We start from the raw sequence: 14,262 nt of genomic DNA on the forward strand, positions 1-14,262 counted from the left end.
TTTTCGTTTGCGGTCCGCTGTGACAGACGCCGCATGTTCCTGCGCCTGTGTGGGGGCAGGGGCGGGGGCAGGACGTTGCGGCAGGGCGTGGGGCAGGATTGCTTTTGCAGCGCAGCCGGGTCATTGGTCAGCCAACAATCCGGAGCCGTCTCATGACCGACAATTTCAAGGCCGCGCTGCTGATGATGGCCTCGCTGGCGCTGCTGTCACTGAACGACAGCGCGATCAAGGCCCTTGCGCAGGAGATGCCGCTGCCGCAGATCATCGTGATACGCAACGCCGTCATCTGTGCCGTGCTGGCGCTGGTGCTGCTGCGCCGGCCCGGGGCCTTCTCCCTGTCGCGCCGCGACTGGGCGCTGGTGCTGCTGCGCGCGGTGGGGGAGGCGGGCGCGGCCGTCTTCTACCTTGCGGCGCTGGTCAACATGCCCTTTGCCACGCTGACCGCGATCCTGCAGGCCTCTCCCTTCGCGGTGACCCTGGGGGCCGCGCTCTTCCTGGGCGAAGGGGTGGGCTGGCGCCGGCTCTCGGCCATCCTGGTGGGATTCCTGGGCGTGCTGCTGATCCTGCGGCCCACGACCGAGGGGATCGACCTCTATGCGCTTTATGCCCTGATCTCGATCCTCTTCGTGGTGCTGCGCGATCTCAGCACGCGGGGGCTGTCGGCCAGGGTGCCGTCGATGACGGTGACCCTTTTCACCTCGCTCTTCGTCACCGGGACCTACCTGGTGCTGGGCGCCGATACCGCCTGGGTGATGCCCGGGGGCGGGGCGCTGCTGCTGCTGCCCTGCGTCTCTGCCCTGGTGCTGGGATCCTACCTGCTGATCATCCGCGCCATGCGCCTGGGCGAGGTCGCCTTCGTTTCCCCCTTCCGCTACGCGGCGCTGCTTTACGCGCTGGTGCTGGGGCTGGTCCTGTTCGGCGAATGGCCCGATCCGCTGACCCTGGTGGGATCCGCAATCGTCGTGGCGTCGGGGCTGTTCATGCTCTACCGTGAACGCAAGCTGGGCGTCAGCCCGCGCACCCCGAAAGACCTGCCGGAGGTATCGACGCAGCCATGAGCCGGATCCAGATGCTGGGCCTGTGCCGCTTTTCCTACCCCACGGGCGGAGACGGCTTTGACGAGGTGCTGGGCGATCTCGCGGCGAACCGGGCGCGGCTTTACGATCCGGCGCGGCTGGCCCTGCGGTTCTGGTTCTTCGAAACGCTCTGCCTGCCGACGCTGAAGGCGCAGACCGATCCCGATTTCACCGTGCTGCTGATCTACGGAGAGGCCCTGCCGGAGCCCTGGGCGGGCCGCCTGCGGGCGCTGGTGGCGGATGTGCCGCAGATCCGCGCCATGGCCCTGCCCGAAGGGCTGCCCCATCTGGAGGCCTGCGGGGTGCCGATGCGTGCCGCCCGCGATCCCGAGGCCCGCGCGGTGGGGGAGTTCACCATCGACGATGACGATGGGCTGGCACCGGACTTCATCGCCCAGGCGCGGGCGCGTTTCGACCACCTGCGCCCGATCTGGCGGGAGGGCAAGCGCGCGGCGCTGGATTTCAACGGTGGCATCGCGGTGGATGCGCAGGGGGATGGCCTGACCCTGAGCCCCGTGCAGGCGGATTTCTGGGCGCCGGCGCTGGTCGTCTTCTGTGCCCCGCGGTCGACCCGGTCGATCCAGAATTTCAACCACAAGCGGGTCTGGAGCCGGATCCCCTCCCTGACCCTGCCCAAACCGGCGATGTTCCTGCGCGGCGCACATCACGCCAACGACAGCCGGGTGTCGCGCCGGGTGCTTGGAACGCTCAGCCGGGGCGGACCGGGGGTGGAGGCGCTGTTGCAGGAGCGTTTCGGCCTGCAGGCGGACAGGCTGAAGGCCAGCTGGCAGAGCTTCCTGCAGTCCGCCTGAGCCGGTCGTCCTTCTGACCGCCCCGGGGGGGGCGGGCAGGGCATCCCTGCGGGAGATCCCGACGTTTCCGTCCGGTTCCCCGAGGATGGCGGGTTGGGTCCCGGTCGAAGACCCGGTAAAGGGGCGTCGGAGTGCCGCCCTGAAGCTCCGCCGCGATGGCGGGCGGAGCATTGCCGGAGGCGGCACAGGACCTTGCGGGAAAGGCGCTTCGCCTTCACCCATTGTTGACAACCCCTCCGACTCCCCCTATACGCGCCAGCAATCAGGCGAGGGGGCCGCCCCTTTGCCTTCCAGGTACGAAGTGGTCAAGATCCGGGAGAGATCCCCGATCCTCTGGAAAACCCACCGCGTCGATCCCCGTGTACGTGGGGTCGGATGCGGTTTTTTACGTTGCGCGCACATCGCCTCCTAACCCGGGGCCGAGCGCCCAACGAGACGTCGGGGCCGAACCCCGAAAAAGCATTCCTGCCTCGGCGGGAAAATGATCACCCGGTCCCGGCGGACGCGTCGAGGACCACGTTTATGAACTCGCATGGGGAAACGGCCCCCTCATGCAACACATGTGTTAGAGATGGGAAAATAACCCTATGCCTACGATCCAGCAGCTGATCCGCAAGCCGCGGCAGCCGAAAGTGAAACGTTCGAAGTCCCAACACCTGGAACAGTGCCCGCAGAAGCGTGGCGTCTGCACCCGCGTGTACACCACGACCCCGAAGAAGCCGAACTCCGCTATGCGGAAAGTTGCGAAGGTGCGCCTGACCAACGGCTACGAGGTCATTTCCTACATTCCCGGTGAATCCCACAACCTTCAGGAACACTCCGTTGTCCTGATCCGTGGCGGCCGTGTGAAAGACCTTCCGGGCGTTCGCTACCACATCCTGCGCGGTGTGCTGGATACCCATGGCGTCAAAGACCGTAAACAGCGTCGCTCCAAGTACGGCGCGAAGCGGCCTAAGTAAGAGGATTAGAGAATGTCCCGTCGTCACGCTGCCGAGAAGCGCGAAGTCCTGCCCGACGCCAAATATGGCGATCGCGTCCTGACCAAGTTCATGAACAACCTGATGATCGACGGCAAGAAATCTGCCGCCGAGAAAATCGTCTACAACGCGCTCGACCGTATCGAAGCCAAGGTCAAGCGCGCGCCCGTGGAAATCTTCCACGAAGCGCTGGACAACATCAAACCCTCCGTCGAGGTTCGCTCCCGTCGTGTGGGTGGTGCCACCTACCAGGTGCCCGTCGAAGTCCGCCCCGAGCGCCGCGAAGCTCTGGCCATCCGCTGGCTGATCAACGCGTCCCGCTCGCGCAACGAGAACACCATGGAAGAGCGCCTGGCAGGCGAACTTCTGGATGCTGTGAACTCGCGCGGTTCCGCCGTGAAGAAACGCGAAGACACCCACAAGATGGCCGACGCTAACAAAGCGTTCAGCCATTACCGCTGGTAATTCCAGAAAGGCAGAGGCCCATTATGGCACGCGCATATCCGCTCACTCGCTACCGCAACTTCGGCATCATGGCGCACATCGATGCCGGCAAGACCACCACGACCGAGCGTATCCTTTACTACACCGGCCGTTCGCACAAGATCGGCGAAGTCCACGACGGCGCCGCCACCATGGACTGGATGGAGCAGGAGCAGGAACGCGGGATCACGATCACCTCGGCTGCCACCACGACCTTCTGGCAGTGGCAGGAAGATCCGACCCCCGAGGGCACCGATGACACGAAGTTCCGCTTCAACATCATCGACACCCCCGGCCACGTCGACTTCACCATCGAAGTGGAACGTTCCCTGGCCGTGCTCGACGGTGCCGTCTGCCTGCTGGACGGTAACGCCGGCGTCGAACCGCAGACCGAAACCGTGTGGCGTCAGGCTGACCGCTACAAGGTTCCGCGCATCGTCTTCGTCAACAAGATGGACAAGATCGGTGCCGACTTCTTCAACTGCGTGAAGATGATCAAGGACCGCACCGGCGCGACCCCGGTTCCGATCGGCATGCCGATCGGTGCAGAGGATCAGCTGGAAGGCACGATCGACCTGATCACCATGGAAGAGTGGGTCTGGAAGGGCGACGACCTCGGCGCTGGCTGGGTCCGTCAACCGATCCGTGACGAGCTGAAAGATCTGGCCGACGAATGGCGCGCCAACATGATCGAGAACGCCGTCGAAATGGACGACGACGCCATGGAAGCCTACCTGGAAGGCGAAGAGCCCGACGTGCCGACCCTGCGGAAGCTGATCCGCCAGGGCACGCTGTCGCTGACCTTCGTGCCCGTCCTGGGCGGTTCCGCGTTCAAGAACAAGGGCGTGCAGCCCCTGCTGAACGCCGTGATCGACTTCCTGCCCGGTCCGCTCGACGTGCCGCCCTACATGGGCTTCTCGCCGGACGATGAGACCGAAGAGCGTAACATCGCCCGTCACGCATCGGACGAAGAGCCGCTCTCCGGCCTGGCCTTCAAGATCATGAACGACCCGTTCGTCGGCTCCCTGACCTTCACCCGGATCTACTCCGGCGTGATGAAGAGGGGCGACAGCATCCTGAACTCGACCAAAGGCAAGAAAGAACGCGTTGGTCGTATGATGATGATGCACTCGAACGATCGTGAAGAGATCGACGAGGCATTCGCCGGCGACATCATCGCCCTGGCGGGTCTGAAGGAAACCACCACCGGTGACACGCTCTGCGCGCAGAACGCTCCGGTCGTGCTGGAAACCATGACCTTCCCGGATCCGGTGATCGAGATCGCGGTCGAACCGAAGACCAAGAACGACCAGGAAAAGATGTCCCAGGGCCTGCAGCGCCTTGCGGCAGAAGATCCCTCCTTCCGCGTCGAAACCGACCTCGAGTCCGGTCAGACCATCATGAAGGGCATGGGCGAACTTCACCTGGACATCCTGGTCGACCGTCTGAAGCGCGAATTCAAGGTCGAAGCCAACATCGGCGCCCCGCAGGTGGCCTACCGCGAGACCATCGGTCACGAGGTGGAGCACTCCTACACCCACAAGAAGCAGTCGGGTGGTTCGGGTCAGTTCGCTGAAGTCAAGCTGGTCATCACCCCGACCGAGGCCGGCGAAGGTTACTCCTTCGAGTCCAAGATCGTCGGTGGTGCGGTGCCGAAGGAATACATCCCCGGCGTCGAAAAGGGCATCAAGTCCGTCATGGACTCCGGCCCGCTGGCAGGCTTCCCGGTGATCGACTTCAAGGTCGCGCTGATCGACGGTAAGTTCCACGATGTGGACTCCTCGGTCCTGGCCTTCGAAATCGCCGCCCGGATGTGCATGCGTGAAGGTATGCGCAAGGCTGGCGCCAAGCTGCTGGAACCGATGATGAAGGTCGAAGTGATCACCCCGGAAGAATACACCGGCGGCATCATCGGCGATCTGACCTCCCGTCGTGGTCAGGTCTCCGGCCAGGAGCCCCGCGGCAACGCGGTCGCCATCGCCGCCTTCGTTCCGCTGGCCAACATGTTCGGCTACATCAACAACCTGCGTTCCATGTCCTCGGGCCGCGCGCAGTTCACGATGCAGTTCGACCACTACGATCCGGTCCCGCAGAACATCTCGGAAGAGATCCAGGCGAAATACGCATAAGGGGGCGGCGGGGTGAACCCCGCCCTACCCACAACCGTAGGGCGGGGTTCACCCCGCCACCCGAAAAGACTAGGAGGCCATCATGGCAAAGGAAAAGTTTGAGCGCGGCAAACCGCACTGCAACATCGGCACGATCGGTCACGTTGACCACGGCAAGACGACGCTGACGGCGGCAATCACGAAGTACTTCGGTGACTTCCGTGCCTACGACCAGATCGACGGCGCGCCCGAAGAGAAGGCCCGCGGGATCACCATCTCCACCGCGCACGTGGAATATGAGACCGAGAACCGTCACTACGCGCACGTCGACTGCCCCGGCCACGCCGACTACGTGAAGAACATGATCACCGGTGCCGCCCAGATGGACGGCGCGATCCTGGTGGTGAACGCCGCTGACGGCCCGATGCCGCAGACCCGCGAGCACATCCTGCTCGGCCGTCAGGTGGGTATCCCCGCCATGGTCGTCTTCCTGAACAAGGTCGACCAGGTCGACGACGAGGAGCTGCTGGAGCTCGTCGAGATGGAAGTTCGCGAACTGCTGTCCGAATACGACTTCCCGGGCGACGATATTCCGATCATCGCGGGTTCCGCGCTGGCGGCCATGGAAGGCCGTGATCCGGAAATCGGCGAGAACAAGATCCGCGAACTGATGGCGGCCGTGGATGAGTACATCCCGCAGCCGGCCCGTGCGGTTGACCAGCCCTTCCTGATGCCGATCGAAGACGTCTTCTCGATCTCCGGCCGCGGTACCGTTGTGACCGGCCGTGTCGAGCGTGGCGTCGTGAACGTCGGCGACGAACTGGAAATCGTCGGCATCAAGGACACGCAGAAGACCACCTGCACCGGTGTCGAAATGTTCCGCAAGCTGCTGGACCGCGGCGAAGCCGGCGACAACATCGGCGCCCTGCTGCGCGGCATCGACCGTGAAAAGGTCGAGCGCGGCCAGGTTCTCTGCAAGCCGGGTTCGGTGAAGCCGCACACCAAGTTCGAGTGCGAAGTCTACATCCTGACCAAGGAAGAAGGCGGTCGTCACACTCCGTTCTTCGCCAACTACCGTCCGCAGTTCTACTTCCGTACCACGGACGTCACCGGCACCGTGACCCTGCCCGAGGGCACCGAGATGGTCATGCCCGGCGACAACCTGAAGTTCGACGTTGAACTGATCGCGCCGATCGCGATGGAAGACGGCCTGCGCTTCGCAATCCGCGAAGGTGGCCGCACCGTCGGCTCCGGCGTCGTCTCCAAGGTCATCGCCTGATGATCTTTCGGGGTGGCCTGGCCACCCCGGCAACCGGTTGAAACGGCGGGGGAAACCCCGCCGTCTCTCTTACCGGCTTCCGAAAGGCAGAATCCCTCTGGACAGACTGTCCGGAACCGATTATGCCGCGCCAATTCCAAACGGCGGGCCGCCCTGTTCTGCAGGGTCCGCCGATGGGTTCGACGAGGGACAGGGGTGAGCCCTGTTCGTCCTATCAACTCCTACGCCGCGAAAGGCTGACACAATGAGCCAAACCATTCGCATCCGGCTGAAGGCATTTGATTACCGCGTCCTGGATTCCAGCACGCAGGAAATCCTGAACACGGCGAAGCGCACCGGCGCGACCGTCCGTGGCCCGATCCCGCTGCCCAACAAGATCGAGAAGTTCACGGTTCTCCGTGGTCCGCACGTCGACAAGAAGTCGCGCGACCAGTTCGAGATCCGTACGCACAAGCGTCTGCTCGACATCGTTGACCCGACTCCCCAGACCGTGGACGCGCTGATGAAGCTCGACCTGGCTGCCGGTGTCGACGTCGAGATCAAGGTTTAAGGAGGGTCCAACTGATGCTCCGTTCCGGTATCATCGCTAAAAAGGTCGGCATGACCCGTCTCTTCATGGAAGACGGCAAGCAGATCCCCGTGACCGTTCTTCAGCTGGACAAGCTGCAGGTCGTCGCACAACGCACCGCAGACGCCAATGGCTACACCGCTGTCCAGCTGGGCGCCGGCACTGCCAAGGCAAAGCGCACCTCCCAGGCCATGCGTGGCCACTTCGCAGCCGCGAACGTGGAACCCAAGCGCAAGGTTGCAGAGTTCCGCGTGGACCCCGAGAACCTGATCGAAGTTGGCGCGGAAATCTCCGCCGACCACTACTTCGCCGGTCAGTTCGTCGACGTCTCCGGCACCTCGATCGGTAAAGGTTTCGCCGGTGGCATGAAGCGCCACAACTTCGGCGGCCTGCGCGCCACCCACGGCGTGTCCATCTCCCACCGTTCGCACGGCTCCACCGGCCAGTGTCAGGACCCGGGCAAGGTGTTCAAGGGCAAGAAGATGGCAGGCCACATGGGTGCCGTCCGCGTGACCACGCAGAACCTGCAGGTCGTCAAGACCGACGCAGAGCGCGGCCTGGTCTTCATCAAGGGCGCAGTTCCCGGCTCCAAGGGTGGCTGGGTCACCGTCAAGGACGCCGTGAAGAAGCCGTTCCCCGAGAATGCCGTTCTGCCGGCAGCTCTGAAAACCGCCGCCGCTGTCGAAGCGCCCGCGGCTGAGCAGAAGGAAGGCGACGAATGAAACTCGACGTGATCAAACTGGACGGCTCCGCGGCCGGTTCCGTGGATCTCGGTGACGAGATCTTCGGCCTCGAGCCTCGCGCCGACATCCTGCACCGCGTTGTCCGCTGGCAGCGTAACAAGGCGCAGGCCGGCACCCACAAGGTGCTGACCAAGTCGGAAGTGTCCTACTCGACCAAGAAGATCTATCGCCAGAAGGGCACCGGCGGCGCACGCCACGGCTCCCGCAAGGCGCCGATCTTCCGCAAGGGTGGTATCTACAAGGGCCCGACGCCCCGCAGCCACGCCCACGACCTGCCGAAGAAATTCCGCAAGCTGGGCCTGATGCACGCGCTCTCCGCCAAGGCGAAGGCCGGTTCGCTGGTCATCATCGACACGGCAGAGGCCGACGGCAAGACCGCTTCCCTGGCCAAGCAGGTTGCAAACCTGGGCTGGAAGCGTGCGCTGATCATCGACGGCGCCGCCGTCAATGAAGGCTTCGCCCGTGCCGCCGCCAACATCGACGGTCTGGATATCCTGCCGACGATCGGTGCAAACGTGTACGACATCCTGAAGCGTGACACCCTGGTGATCACGAAGGCGGGTGTCGAAGCTCTGGAGGCTCGCCTGAAATGAGTGCCAAGGCAGAACATTACGACGTGATCCGCAAGCCGGTCATCACCGAGAAGGCAACCATGGCTTCCGAAGCCAATGCCGTTGTCTTCGAAGTGTCGATCGACGCCAACAAGCCGCAGATCAAGGAAGCCGTCGAGGCTCTCTTCAATGTCAAGGTGAAGGCCGTGAACACGACCGTCACCAAGGGCAAGGTCAAGCGGTTCCGCGGCCAGCTGGGCAAGCGGAAGGACGTCAAGAAGGCCTACGTGACCCTCGAAGAGGGCAACACGATCGACGTGACCACCGGTCTGTGATCGTTGCGTGGGCGGCGGGGTGAACCCCGCTCTACGACAGACAGGGCCCCTCGCCGCAAGGCGGGGGGCCTTTTCCATGCGGGCCCTGCGGCCCCACTGCCCTAGCCAACGGAGGCGGCAATGATCCCCTGGGAACTCCTGGCCACGACCCAAGCGCCCGAGGGCGACATCCTGCGCCTGTTCCGGCGCGGCACGGAATATTCCATCCGCCTGGGCGACGGGAACGAGCTGATGAACTCCCGCCTCGGCGGGTCGGAGATCGCGCTCGCGACCCTCTCCTTCGACCGTCTGAAGCCCCGCCCCGCGCCGCGCATCCTGATTGGCGGGCTGGGCCTCGGCTTCACCCTGCGCGCCGCGCAGGAGCTGGCGCCGTCGGATGCGCAGATCGTGGTGTCGGAGGTCGTGCCGGAGCTGATCGGCTGGGCGCGGGCCGAGATGGCCCCGGTCTTCGGCGACTGCCTGTCGGACCCGCGGGTCGAGCTGCGCGCCGGCGACGTCGCGGCGGAGATCGCCTCGGTGACGGGCCACTGGGACATGATCCTGCTGGACGTGGACAACGGGCCGGACGGGCTGACGCGGGACGGGAACGATGTGCTCTATGGCGATGCCGGGCTGGGCCTGGCCCACAGGGCGCTGACACCCCAGGGCGTCCTTGCGGTCTGGTCGGCGCATCCCAGCCATCCTTTCACCAAGCGCTTTGCCCGGGCGAATTTCGACGTGCAGGAGCAGGGGGTGAGGGCAGGGCGGACCAAACGCGGCTCGCGGCATACGGTCTGGACGGGGGTCCGGAAGGGGCGGTAATCTGCTCTCTTCGGCCCTGACTGCGCAGTACGGTGTTCAATTGTGCACATTTTGGTGCGCGGGCGTCGGGTGTACATCTGTTTCGCAGGGGGCTTGGCCCCTGGAAAAATGGAGGTTTCCGATGGAATTCAAGGACAAGGTGGTCCTGATCACCGGCGCGGCAGGGGGCATCGGCATTGCCGCTGCACGCAAATTTGCATCCGAAGGCGCGAAGCTGGCTCTCGTCGATCTGAAGATGGAGGCGTTGGAAAAGTCGGCTGCGGACCTGGAGGGCGCGCTGCTGCTGACGGCCAATGTCGCGAATGAGGCGGATGTGAAGGCCTTCGTGGATGCAACGGTAGAGAAATACGGCCGCATCGACGTCTTCGTGAACAACGCCGGGATCAACGGCGAATTCAAGAACATCGAGGATCAGACGGTCGAGAACTACACCAATGTCCTGAACATCAACGTCGTGGGCGTGGCCATGGGCCTGAAGCACGTGGTGGCGCAGATGAAGACGCAGGAGGGCGGCGCGATCGTCAACACGGCCTCCAACGGTGGCCTTCTGGGCGCCCCGGGGATGAGCGCCTATGTCGCCTCCAAGCACGCGGTGATCGGCATCAACAAGTCGGTGGCACTGGAAGCGGCGCCCTTCAACATCCGCGTCAACGCGGTCTGCCCCTCGGGTGTGGACACCCAGATGATGCGCTCGATCGAGGAACGCGCCACGAAGAACGGCGCAGTGGATCCGCGCAAGACCTTCGAAAGCTCGGTGCCGCTCGGCCGCTATGCGGAAGCGGACGAGATCGCGGACCTGATGCTCTTCCTCGCCAGCGACCGCGCCAGCTTCATCACCGGGGCGTACTACCGGATCGACGGCGGCGGCGGTGCCGTGTCGGTCTGAGGTCCGTTTGGCTGGTAGACCTTGGCCCCTCGCCGGAAGGCGGGGGGCTTTTTGTTTGGTGGGGGAGGTAGCCGGGCAGCGCGCGGTGGTCTGGCGCTTTGTTCGGGCGAACCAAGCGCGGGTCGCGGCATACCGTGTGGACGGGGGTGCGGAAGGGGCGGTGAGGGGCTTGACCCCCTGCGCGATAGTCAGTCCGTGAACACCTCGAATAGGGAGGCAATCCAAGTTCTAGTGGGCTTGTCGGCTGTGGAGCTGAGGCTTCACTTCTCTGCGTCATGTAGGACTGCAACAAAAAGCCGGACAAAAGCCCGGCCTTACGTGTTTGTTTGGCCCATCATGCAGACTTCAGGGGCACAAATTGCTGGGTGTAGCTGTGGGTGCTTGCATGGTCGCGAACCTTAACGGGCTCACGTAGAACCTCTTTGAACTTCGCATCTGCGTTCCAGCCTTCATGACGAAGTTCGCGACGCTTTGCTGCGTTGCGCATAAATTCGATCTGCTGTTCGCGGTTCAGTGGAGCTTCATTCATGTCTCAGTCCTCCTCTGGAGGTCGTTACACGACTCAACGAAGTGCAACTCAACTAGTTCCTATGCTTCGCGGATAAACATCCACATGTCAAACCCGTCGTAGCCCTCGGTCCTGCCGCCGCGGTAGCCCGCGCCGCGTATAGCCGCAGATACGCTCGAATACTTTACAAGAGCTTTATTTGGCGTGTCCCGCTCTTTGGTACTCATGTGAACGGACAACGGCTTACGTTGCTTCAAGATTATATCAACCAAAGCTGCGACCAAGGACAGAACGTCGTCACGGATGTGCTGCTCTGATAAGAACGGCTTAGTTTGTGATCCATTAGCATAGTAAATGGGGTTTCCGTCGCCGATCGCAAGGACCTCGAACGAAACTTCTGCAGCGCCCTCTCCGAAGTGTTGCGCTGGGAGTGCCGTTAGCGAGACGACCAAGCTATACTGGAGGTTCAGTTCCGGATCATGGCCAATCGGGACACGAAACTCGGCCTCCAGAGCATTCTCGCGTCCTGTGACCTTTGTGCTCAAACTGCCGTCAATTGGAAGGTCAGAAACAAATGGCATGAGGATCGTGCGCCCTGATGAAATGAAGGGCCATGCTGCCAGTGAAGAATGCGTCGCGCAAGGTTGGTCACTCCTCCCCACACCCCTTGCCACCCCACCCCCACCTTGCTATACGCGCCCAATCCTGACGGCCCCGGATTCGCTCCGGGGCCTTCGGGTGTTTGACGCCTGGGGACCTTCGGGGCCCTGTAACACCGGGTAGTCTGTCAGCGGCGGCACTTCCAACCGCCCGGCAAATACCCACTACATAGCCGTCCCACGTGGTCCGACCCGACTATCACACGGGCCAAACGAAGGCGGCGCTTGCTAAACGGAAGACAGAAAGCATGGCACTCAAGTCGTATAAGCCGACGACGCCGGGCCAGCGCGGGCTGGTGCTGATCGACCGTTCGGAGCTGTACAAAGGACGCCCCGTCAAGGCCCTCACCGAGGGTCTGACGAAGTCGGGCGGCCGGAACAACACCGGACGTATCACCTCCCGCCGTCGTGGCGGTGGCGCTAAGCGCCTCTACCGGATCGTCGATTTCAAGCGCAACAAGTTCGACGTCGAAGGCGTCGTGATGCGCATCGAATATGACCCCAACCGTACCGCGTTCATCGCGCTCATCCAGTACGTGGATGGCGAGAAGGCCTATATCCTGGCCCCTCAGCGCCTCGCAGTCGGTGACAAGGTCGTCTCCTCCCAGAAGGCAGACATCAAGCCGGGCAACGCAATGCCCTTCTCGGGCCTGCCGATCGGTACCATCGTCCACAACATCGAACTGAAGCCCGGCAAGGGCGGTCAGATCGCACGCGCCGCGGGCACCTACGCCCAGTTCGTCGGCCGTGACGGTGGCTACGCACAGATCCGCCTCTCCTCCGGTGAACTCCGCATGGTTCGCCAGGAATGCATGGCGACTGTCGGTGCCGTGTCGAACCCCGACAACTCCAACCAGAACTACGGTAAAGCGGGCCGCATGCGCCACAAGGGCATCCGTCCGTCCGTCCGTGGTGTCGTGATGAACCCGATCGACCACCCCCACGGTGGTGGTGAAGGCCGCACCTCCGGTGGCCGTCACCCGGTTACCCCCTGGGGTAAGCCCACCAAGGGTGCGAAAACCCGCAAGAACAAGTCGACGGATAAGTACATTATCCGCTCGCGTCACGCGAAGAAGAAGGGTCGCTAATCTATGGCACGTTCTGTTTGGAAAGGCCCCTTCGTTGACGCCTACGTCCTGAAAAAGGCCGAGGCGGCACGCGACAGCGGTCGTAATGAAGTCATCAAGATCTGGTCCCGTCGCTCGACCATCCTGCCCCAGTTCGTGGGCCTGACGTTCGGCGTGTACAACGGGCACAAGCACATTCCTGTCAACGTCACGGAAGACATGATCGGTCAGAAGTTCGGTGAATACTCCCCGACTCGTACCTATTACGGTCACGCCGCGGACAAAAAAGCGAAGCGGAAGTAAGTCATGGGTCAGGAAAAAAATCCCCGCCGCGTGGCAGACAACGAAGCAATGGCAAAGCTGCGCATGCTTCGGACCAGCCCGCAGAAACTGAACCTCGTCGCCGGCCTCATTCGTGGCAAGAAGGTTGAAAAGGCCCTGATGGACCTGACCTTCTCCAAGAAGCGTGTGGCCCAGGACGTGAAGAAGTGCCTGCAGTCCGCCATCGCCAACGCCGAGAACAACCACGGCCTGGACGTCGATGAACTGATCGTCGCCGAAGCCTGGGTCGGCAAGAACCTCGTGATGAAGCGTGGCCGTCCGCGCGCACGTGGCCGTTACGGCAAGATCATGAAGCCGTTCTCGGAAATCACCATCAAGGTGCGTCAGGTCGAGGAGCAAGCCTAATGGGTCAGAAAGTCAATCCGATCGGCATGCGCCTCCAGGTCAACCGCACCTGGGATTCGCGCTGGTACGCCGACACCAAGGATTTCGGTGATCTTCTTCTGGAAGACGTCAAGATCCGTGAGTTCATCAAGACCGAGTGCAAGCAGGCCGGCATTGCCCGCGTGATCATCGAACGTCCCCACAAGAAGTGCCGTGTGACCATTCACACCGCGCGTCCGGGCGTGATCATCGGCAAGAAAGGCGCTGACATCGAGGTGCTTCGCAAGAAGCTGGCCAAGATGACCGACAGCGAGCTGCACCTGAACATCGTCGAAGTGCGCAAGCCGGAACTCGACGCGATGCTGGTGGCCGAATCCATCGCCCAGCAGCTGGAGCGCCGCGTGTCCTTCCGTCGCGCCATGAAGCGGTCTGTTCAGAACGCCATGCGCATGGGCTCCCTGGGTATCCGGGTGAACGTTGCCGGCCGTCTGGGCGGTGCAGAAATCGCGCGTACCGAATGGTACCGTGAAGGCCGCGTGCCGCTGCACACCCTGCGTGCCGACATCGACTATGCTCACGCCGAAGCCATGACCCCCTATGGTATCATCGGGATCAAGGTCTGGATCTTCAAAGGCGAGATCATGGAGCACGATCCGCAGGCCCGCGACCGCAAGGCGCAGGAACTGCAGGACGGTCCGGCTCCGCGTGGCGCTGGCGGTAATCGCCGCGATCGCGACCGGTAA

General features: G+C 63.0%; 18 protein-coding genes. 16 read left to right on the top strand and 2 right to left on the bottom strand.

All coding sequences use genetic code 11. The features are described from left to right. The first annotated feature begins 152 nt into the window (after window positions 1-152). From AC2IR1_RS04645 to AC2IR1_RS04700, 12 genes are all read left to right on the top strand, one after another. Entirely contained in the window at window positions 153-1,058 is a 906-nt protein-coding gene (locus tag AC2IR1_RS04645) for a DMT family transporter (protein ID WP_486475112.1), read from the top strand. Then, entirely contained in the window at window positions 1,055-1,888 is an 834-nt protein-coding gene (locus tag AC2IR1_RS04650; RefSeq protein WP_486475113.1) for a glycosyltransferase, read from the top strand. The genes AC2IR1_RS04645 and AC2IR1_RS04650 overlap by 4 nt, the downstream gene beginning before the upstream one ends. Before the next feature lie 587 nt (window positions 1,889-2,475). Then, entirely contained in the window at window positions 2,476-2,847 is a 372-nt protein-coding gene (gene rpsL, locus AC2IR1_RS04655; RefSeq protein ID WP_486475114.1) for a 30S ribosomal protein S12, read from the top strand. A gap of 12 nt (window positions 2,848-2,859) precedes the next feature. Further along, the gene (gene rpsG / locus AC2IR1_RS04660; RefSeq protein ID WP_486475115.1) at window positions 2,860-3,330 is read left to right on the top strand and encodes a 30S ribosomal protein S7; all 471 of its coding nucleotides are present in this window, start codon (window positions 2,860-2,862) and stop codon (window positions 3,328-3,330) included. Window positions 3,331-3,353: 23 nt separating this feature from the next. After that, window positions 3,354-5,477, top strand: a complete 2,124-nt coding sequence (fusA, locus tag AC2IR1_RS04665; protein ID WP_486475116.1) for an elongation factor G — start codon at window positions 3,354-3,356, stop codon at window positions 5,475-5,477. Window positions 5,478-5,559: 82 nt separating this feature from the next. Next, window positions 5,560-6,735, top strand: coding sequence for an elongation factor Tu (gene tuf / locus AC2IR1_RS04670; protein WP_486475099.1), 1,176 nt, complete (start codon window positions 5,560-5,562; stop codon window positions 6,733-6,735). A gap of 244 nt (window positions 6,736-6,979) precedes the next feature. Then, window positions 6,980-7,285: a 30S ribosomal protein S10 gene (rpsJ, locus tag AC2IR1_RS04675; protein ID WP_010137465.1), complete on the top strand. Its 306-nt coding sequence runs from the start codon at window positions 6,980-6,982 to the stop codon at window positions 7,283-7,285. A gap of 14 nt (window positions 7,286-7,299) precedes the next feature. Next, a complete protein-coding gene (gene rplC, locus AC2IR1_RS04680; protein ID WP_486475117.1) occupies window positions 7,300-8,025 on the top strand; it encodes a 50S ribosomal protein L3 in 726 nt (241 codons plus the stop codon). Beyond that, entirely contained in the window at window positions 8,022-8,639 is a 618-nt protein-coding gene (gene rplD, locus AC2IR1_RS04685) for a 50S ribosomal protein L4 (protein WP_486475118.1), read from the top strand. Before rplC ends, rplD begins: the two co-directional genes overlap by 4 nt. Then, entirely contained in the window at window positions 8,636-8,932 is a 297-nt protein-coding gene (locus AC2IR1_RS04690; protein ID WP_486475119.1) for a 50S ribosomal protein L23, read from the top strand. Before rplD ends, AC2IR1_RS04690 begins: the two co-directional genes overlap by 4 nt. 120 nt (window positions 8,933-9,052) lie before the next feature. Continuing rightward, a complete protein-coding gene (locus AC2IR1_RS04695) occupies window positions 9,053-9,733 on the top strand; it encodes a spermidine synthase (RefSeq protein ID WP_486475120.1) in 681 nt (226 codons plus the stop codon). Between the two features lie 121 nt (window positions 9,734-9,854). Beyond that, window positions 9,855-10,619: an SDR family NAD(P)-dependent oxidoreductase gene (locus AC2IR1_RS04700; protein WP_486475121.1), complete on the top strand. Its 765-nt coding sequence runs from the start codon at window positions 9,855-9,857 to the stop codon at window positions 10,617-10,619. A 334-nt stretch (window positions 10,620-10,953) separates the two neighbouring features. Here the strand turns inward: AC2IR1_RS04700 and AC2IR1_RS04705 are convergent, their stop codons facing one another. Together AC2IR1_RS04705 and AC2IR1_RS04710 are read right to left on the bottom strand one after the other, a co-directional pair. Further along, window positions 10,954-11,148 (bottom strand): hypothetical protein, encoded by a 195-nt coding sequence (locus AC2IR1_RS04705; RefSeq protein ID WP_486475122.1) that lies wholly within the window; start codon window positions 11,146-11,148, stop codon window positions 10,954-10,956. Window positions 11,149-11,207: 59 nt separating this feature from the next. After that, on the bottom strand, window positions 11,208-11,708 hold the full coding sequence (locus AC2IR1_RS04710) for a hypothetical protein (protein ID WP_486475123.1): 501 nt from the start codon (window positions 11,706-11,708) through the stop codon (window positions 11,208-11,210). Between the two features lie 326 nt (window positions 11,709-12,034). Between AC2IR1_RS04710 and rplB the strand changes: the two genes are divergently transcribed. Genes rplB through rpsC form a run of 4 tightly spaced genes read left to right on the top strand, consistent with a single transcriptional unit; the run spans window position 12,035 to window position 14,262 of the window. Beyond that, the gene (gene rplB / locus AC2IR1_RS04715) at window positions 12,035-12,874 is read left to right on the top strand and encodes a 50S ribosomal protein L2 (protein WP_486475124.1); all 840 of its coding nucleotides are present in this window, start codon (window positions 12,035-12,037) and stop codon (window positions 12,872-12,874) included. Window positions 12,875-12,877: 3 nt separating this feature from the next. Next, window positions 12,878-13,156 (top strand): 30S ribosomal protein S19, encoded by a 279-nt coding sequence (gene rpsS / locus AC2IR1_RS04720; protein WP_486475125.1) that lies wholly within the window; start codon window positions 12,878-12,880, stop codon window positions 13,154-13,156. Window positions 13,157-13,159: 3 nt separating this feature from the next. Further along, window positions 13,160-13,540 carry a 50S ribosomal protein L22 gene (gene rplV, locus AC2IR1_RS04725; RefSeq protein ID WP_486475126.1) on the top strand — a complete coding sequence of 127 codons (381 nt, stop codon included), beginning with the start codon at window positions 13,160-13,162 and terminating at the stop codon, window positions 13,538-13,540. After that, complete coding sequence (gene rpsC, locus AC2IR1_RS04730) at window positions 13,540-14,262, top strand: 30S ribosomal protein S3 (RefSeq protein ID WP_486475127.1); 723 nt, start codon at window positions 13,540-13,542, stop codon at window positions 14,260-14,262. Before rplV ends, rpsC begins: the two co-directional genes overlap by 1 nt.

Source organism: Pseudooceanicola sp. NS-SX8 (assembly GCF_057380755.1).

Bases quoted from the DNA above. Each gene is read 5' to 3' on its own strand.
- AC2IR1_RS04690 (WP_486475119.1), top strand. From the start codon at position 8,636: ATGAGTGCCAAGGCAGAACATTACGACGTGATCCGCAAGCCGGTCATC.
- AC2IR1_RS04645 (WP_486475112.1), top strand. From the start codon at position 153: ATGACCGACAATTTCAAGGCCGCGCTGCTGATGATGGCCTCGCTGGCG.
- rplV (WP_486475126.1), top strand. From the start codon at position 13,160: ATGGGTCAGGAAAAAAATCCCCGCCGCGTGGCAGACAACGAAGCAATG.
- rpsJ (WP_010137465.1), top strand. From the start codon at position 6,980: ATGAGCCAAACCATTCGCATCCGGCTGAAGGCATTTGATTACCGCGTC.
- AC2IR1_RS04710 (WP_486475123.1), bottom strand. From the start codon at position 11,708: ATGCCATTTGTTTCTGACCTTCCAATTGACGGCAGTTTGAGCACAAAG.
- rpsL (WP_486475114.1), top strand. From the start codon at position 2,476: ATGCCTACGATCCAGCAGCTGATCCGCAAGCCGCGGCAGCCGAAAGTG.
- rplC (WP_486475117.1), top strand. From the start codon at position 7,300: ATGCTCCGTTCCGGTATCATCGCTAAAAAGGTCGGCATGACCCGTCTC.
- AC2IR1_RS04700 (WP_486475121.1), top strand. From the start codon at position 9,855: ATGGAATTCAAGGACAAGGTGGTCCTGATCACCGGCGCGGCAGGGGGC.
- rpsS (WP_486475125.1), top strand. From the start codon at position 12,878: ATGGCACGTTCTGTTTGGAAAGGCCCCTTCGTTGACGCCTACGTCCTG.
- rpsG (WP_486475115.1), top strand. From the start codon at position 2,860: ATGTCCCGTCGTCACGCTGCCGAGAAGCGCGAAGTCCTGCCCGACGCC.
- rpsC (WP_486475127.1), top strand. From the start codon at position 13,540: ATGGGTCAGAAAGTCAATCCGATCGGCATGCGCCTCCAGGTCAACCGC.
- tuf (WP_486475099.1), top strand. From the start codon at position 5,560: ATGGCAAAGGAAAAGTTTGAGCGCGGCAAACCGCACTGCAACATCGGC.
- rplD (WP_486475118.1), top strand. From the start codon at position 8,022: ATGAAACTCGACGTGATCAAACTGGACGGCTCCGCGGCCGGTTCCGTG.
- AC2IR1_RS04650 (WP_486475113.1), top strand. From the start codon at position 1,055: ATGAGCCGGATCCAGATGCTGGGCCTGTGCCGCTTTTCCTACCCCACG.
- fusA (WP_486475116.1), top strand. From the start codon at position 3,354: ATGGCACGCGCATATCCGCTCACTCGCTACCGCAACTTCGGCATCATG.
- AC2IR1_RS04705 (WP_486475122.1), bottom strand. From the start codon at position 11,148: ATGAATGAAGCTCCACTGAACCGCGAACAGCAGATCGAATTTATGCGC.
- rplB (WP_486475124.1), top strand. From the start codon at position 12,035: ATGGCACTCAAGTCGTATAAGCCGACGACGCCGGGCCAGCGCGGGCTG.
- AC2IR1_RS04695 (WP_486475120.1), top strand. From the start codon at position 9,053: ATGATCCCCTGGGAACTCCTGGCCACGACCCAAGCGCCCGAGGGCGAC.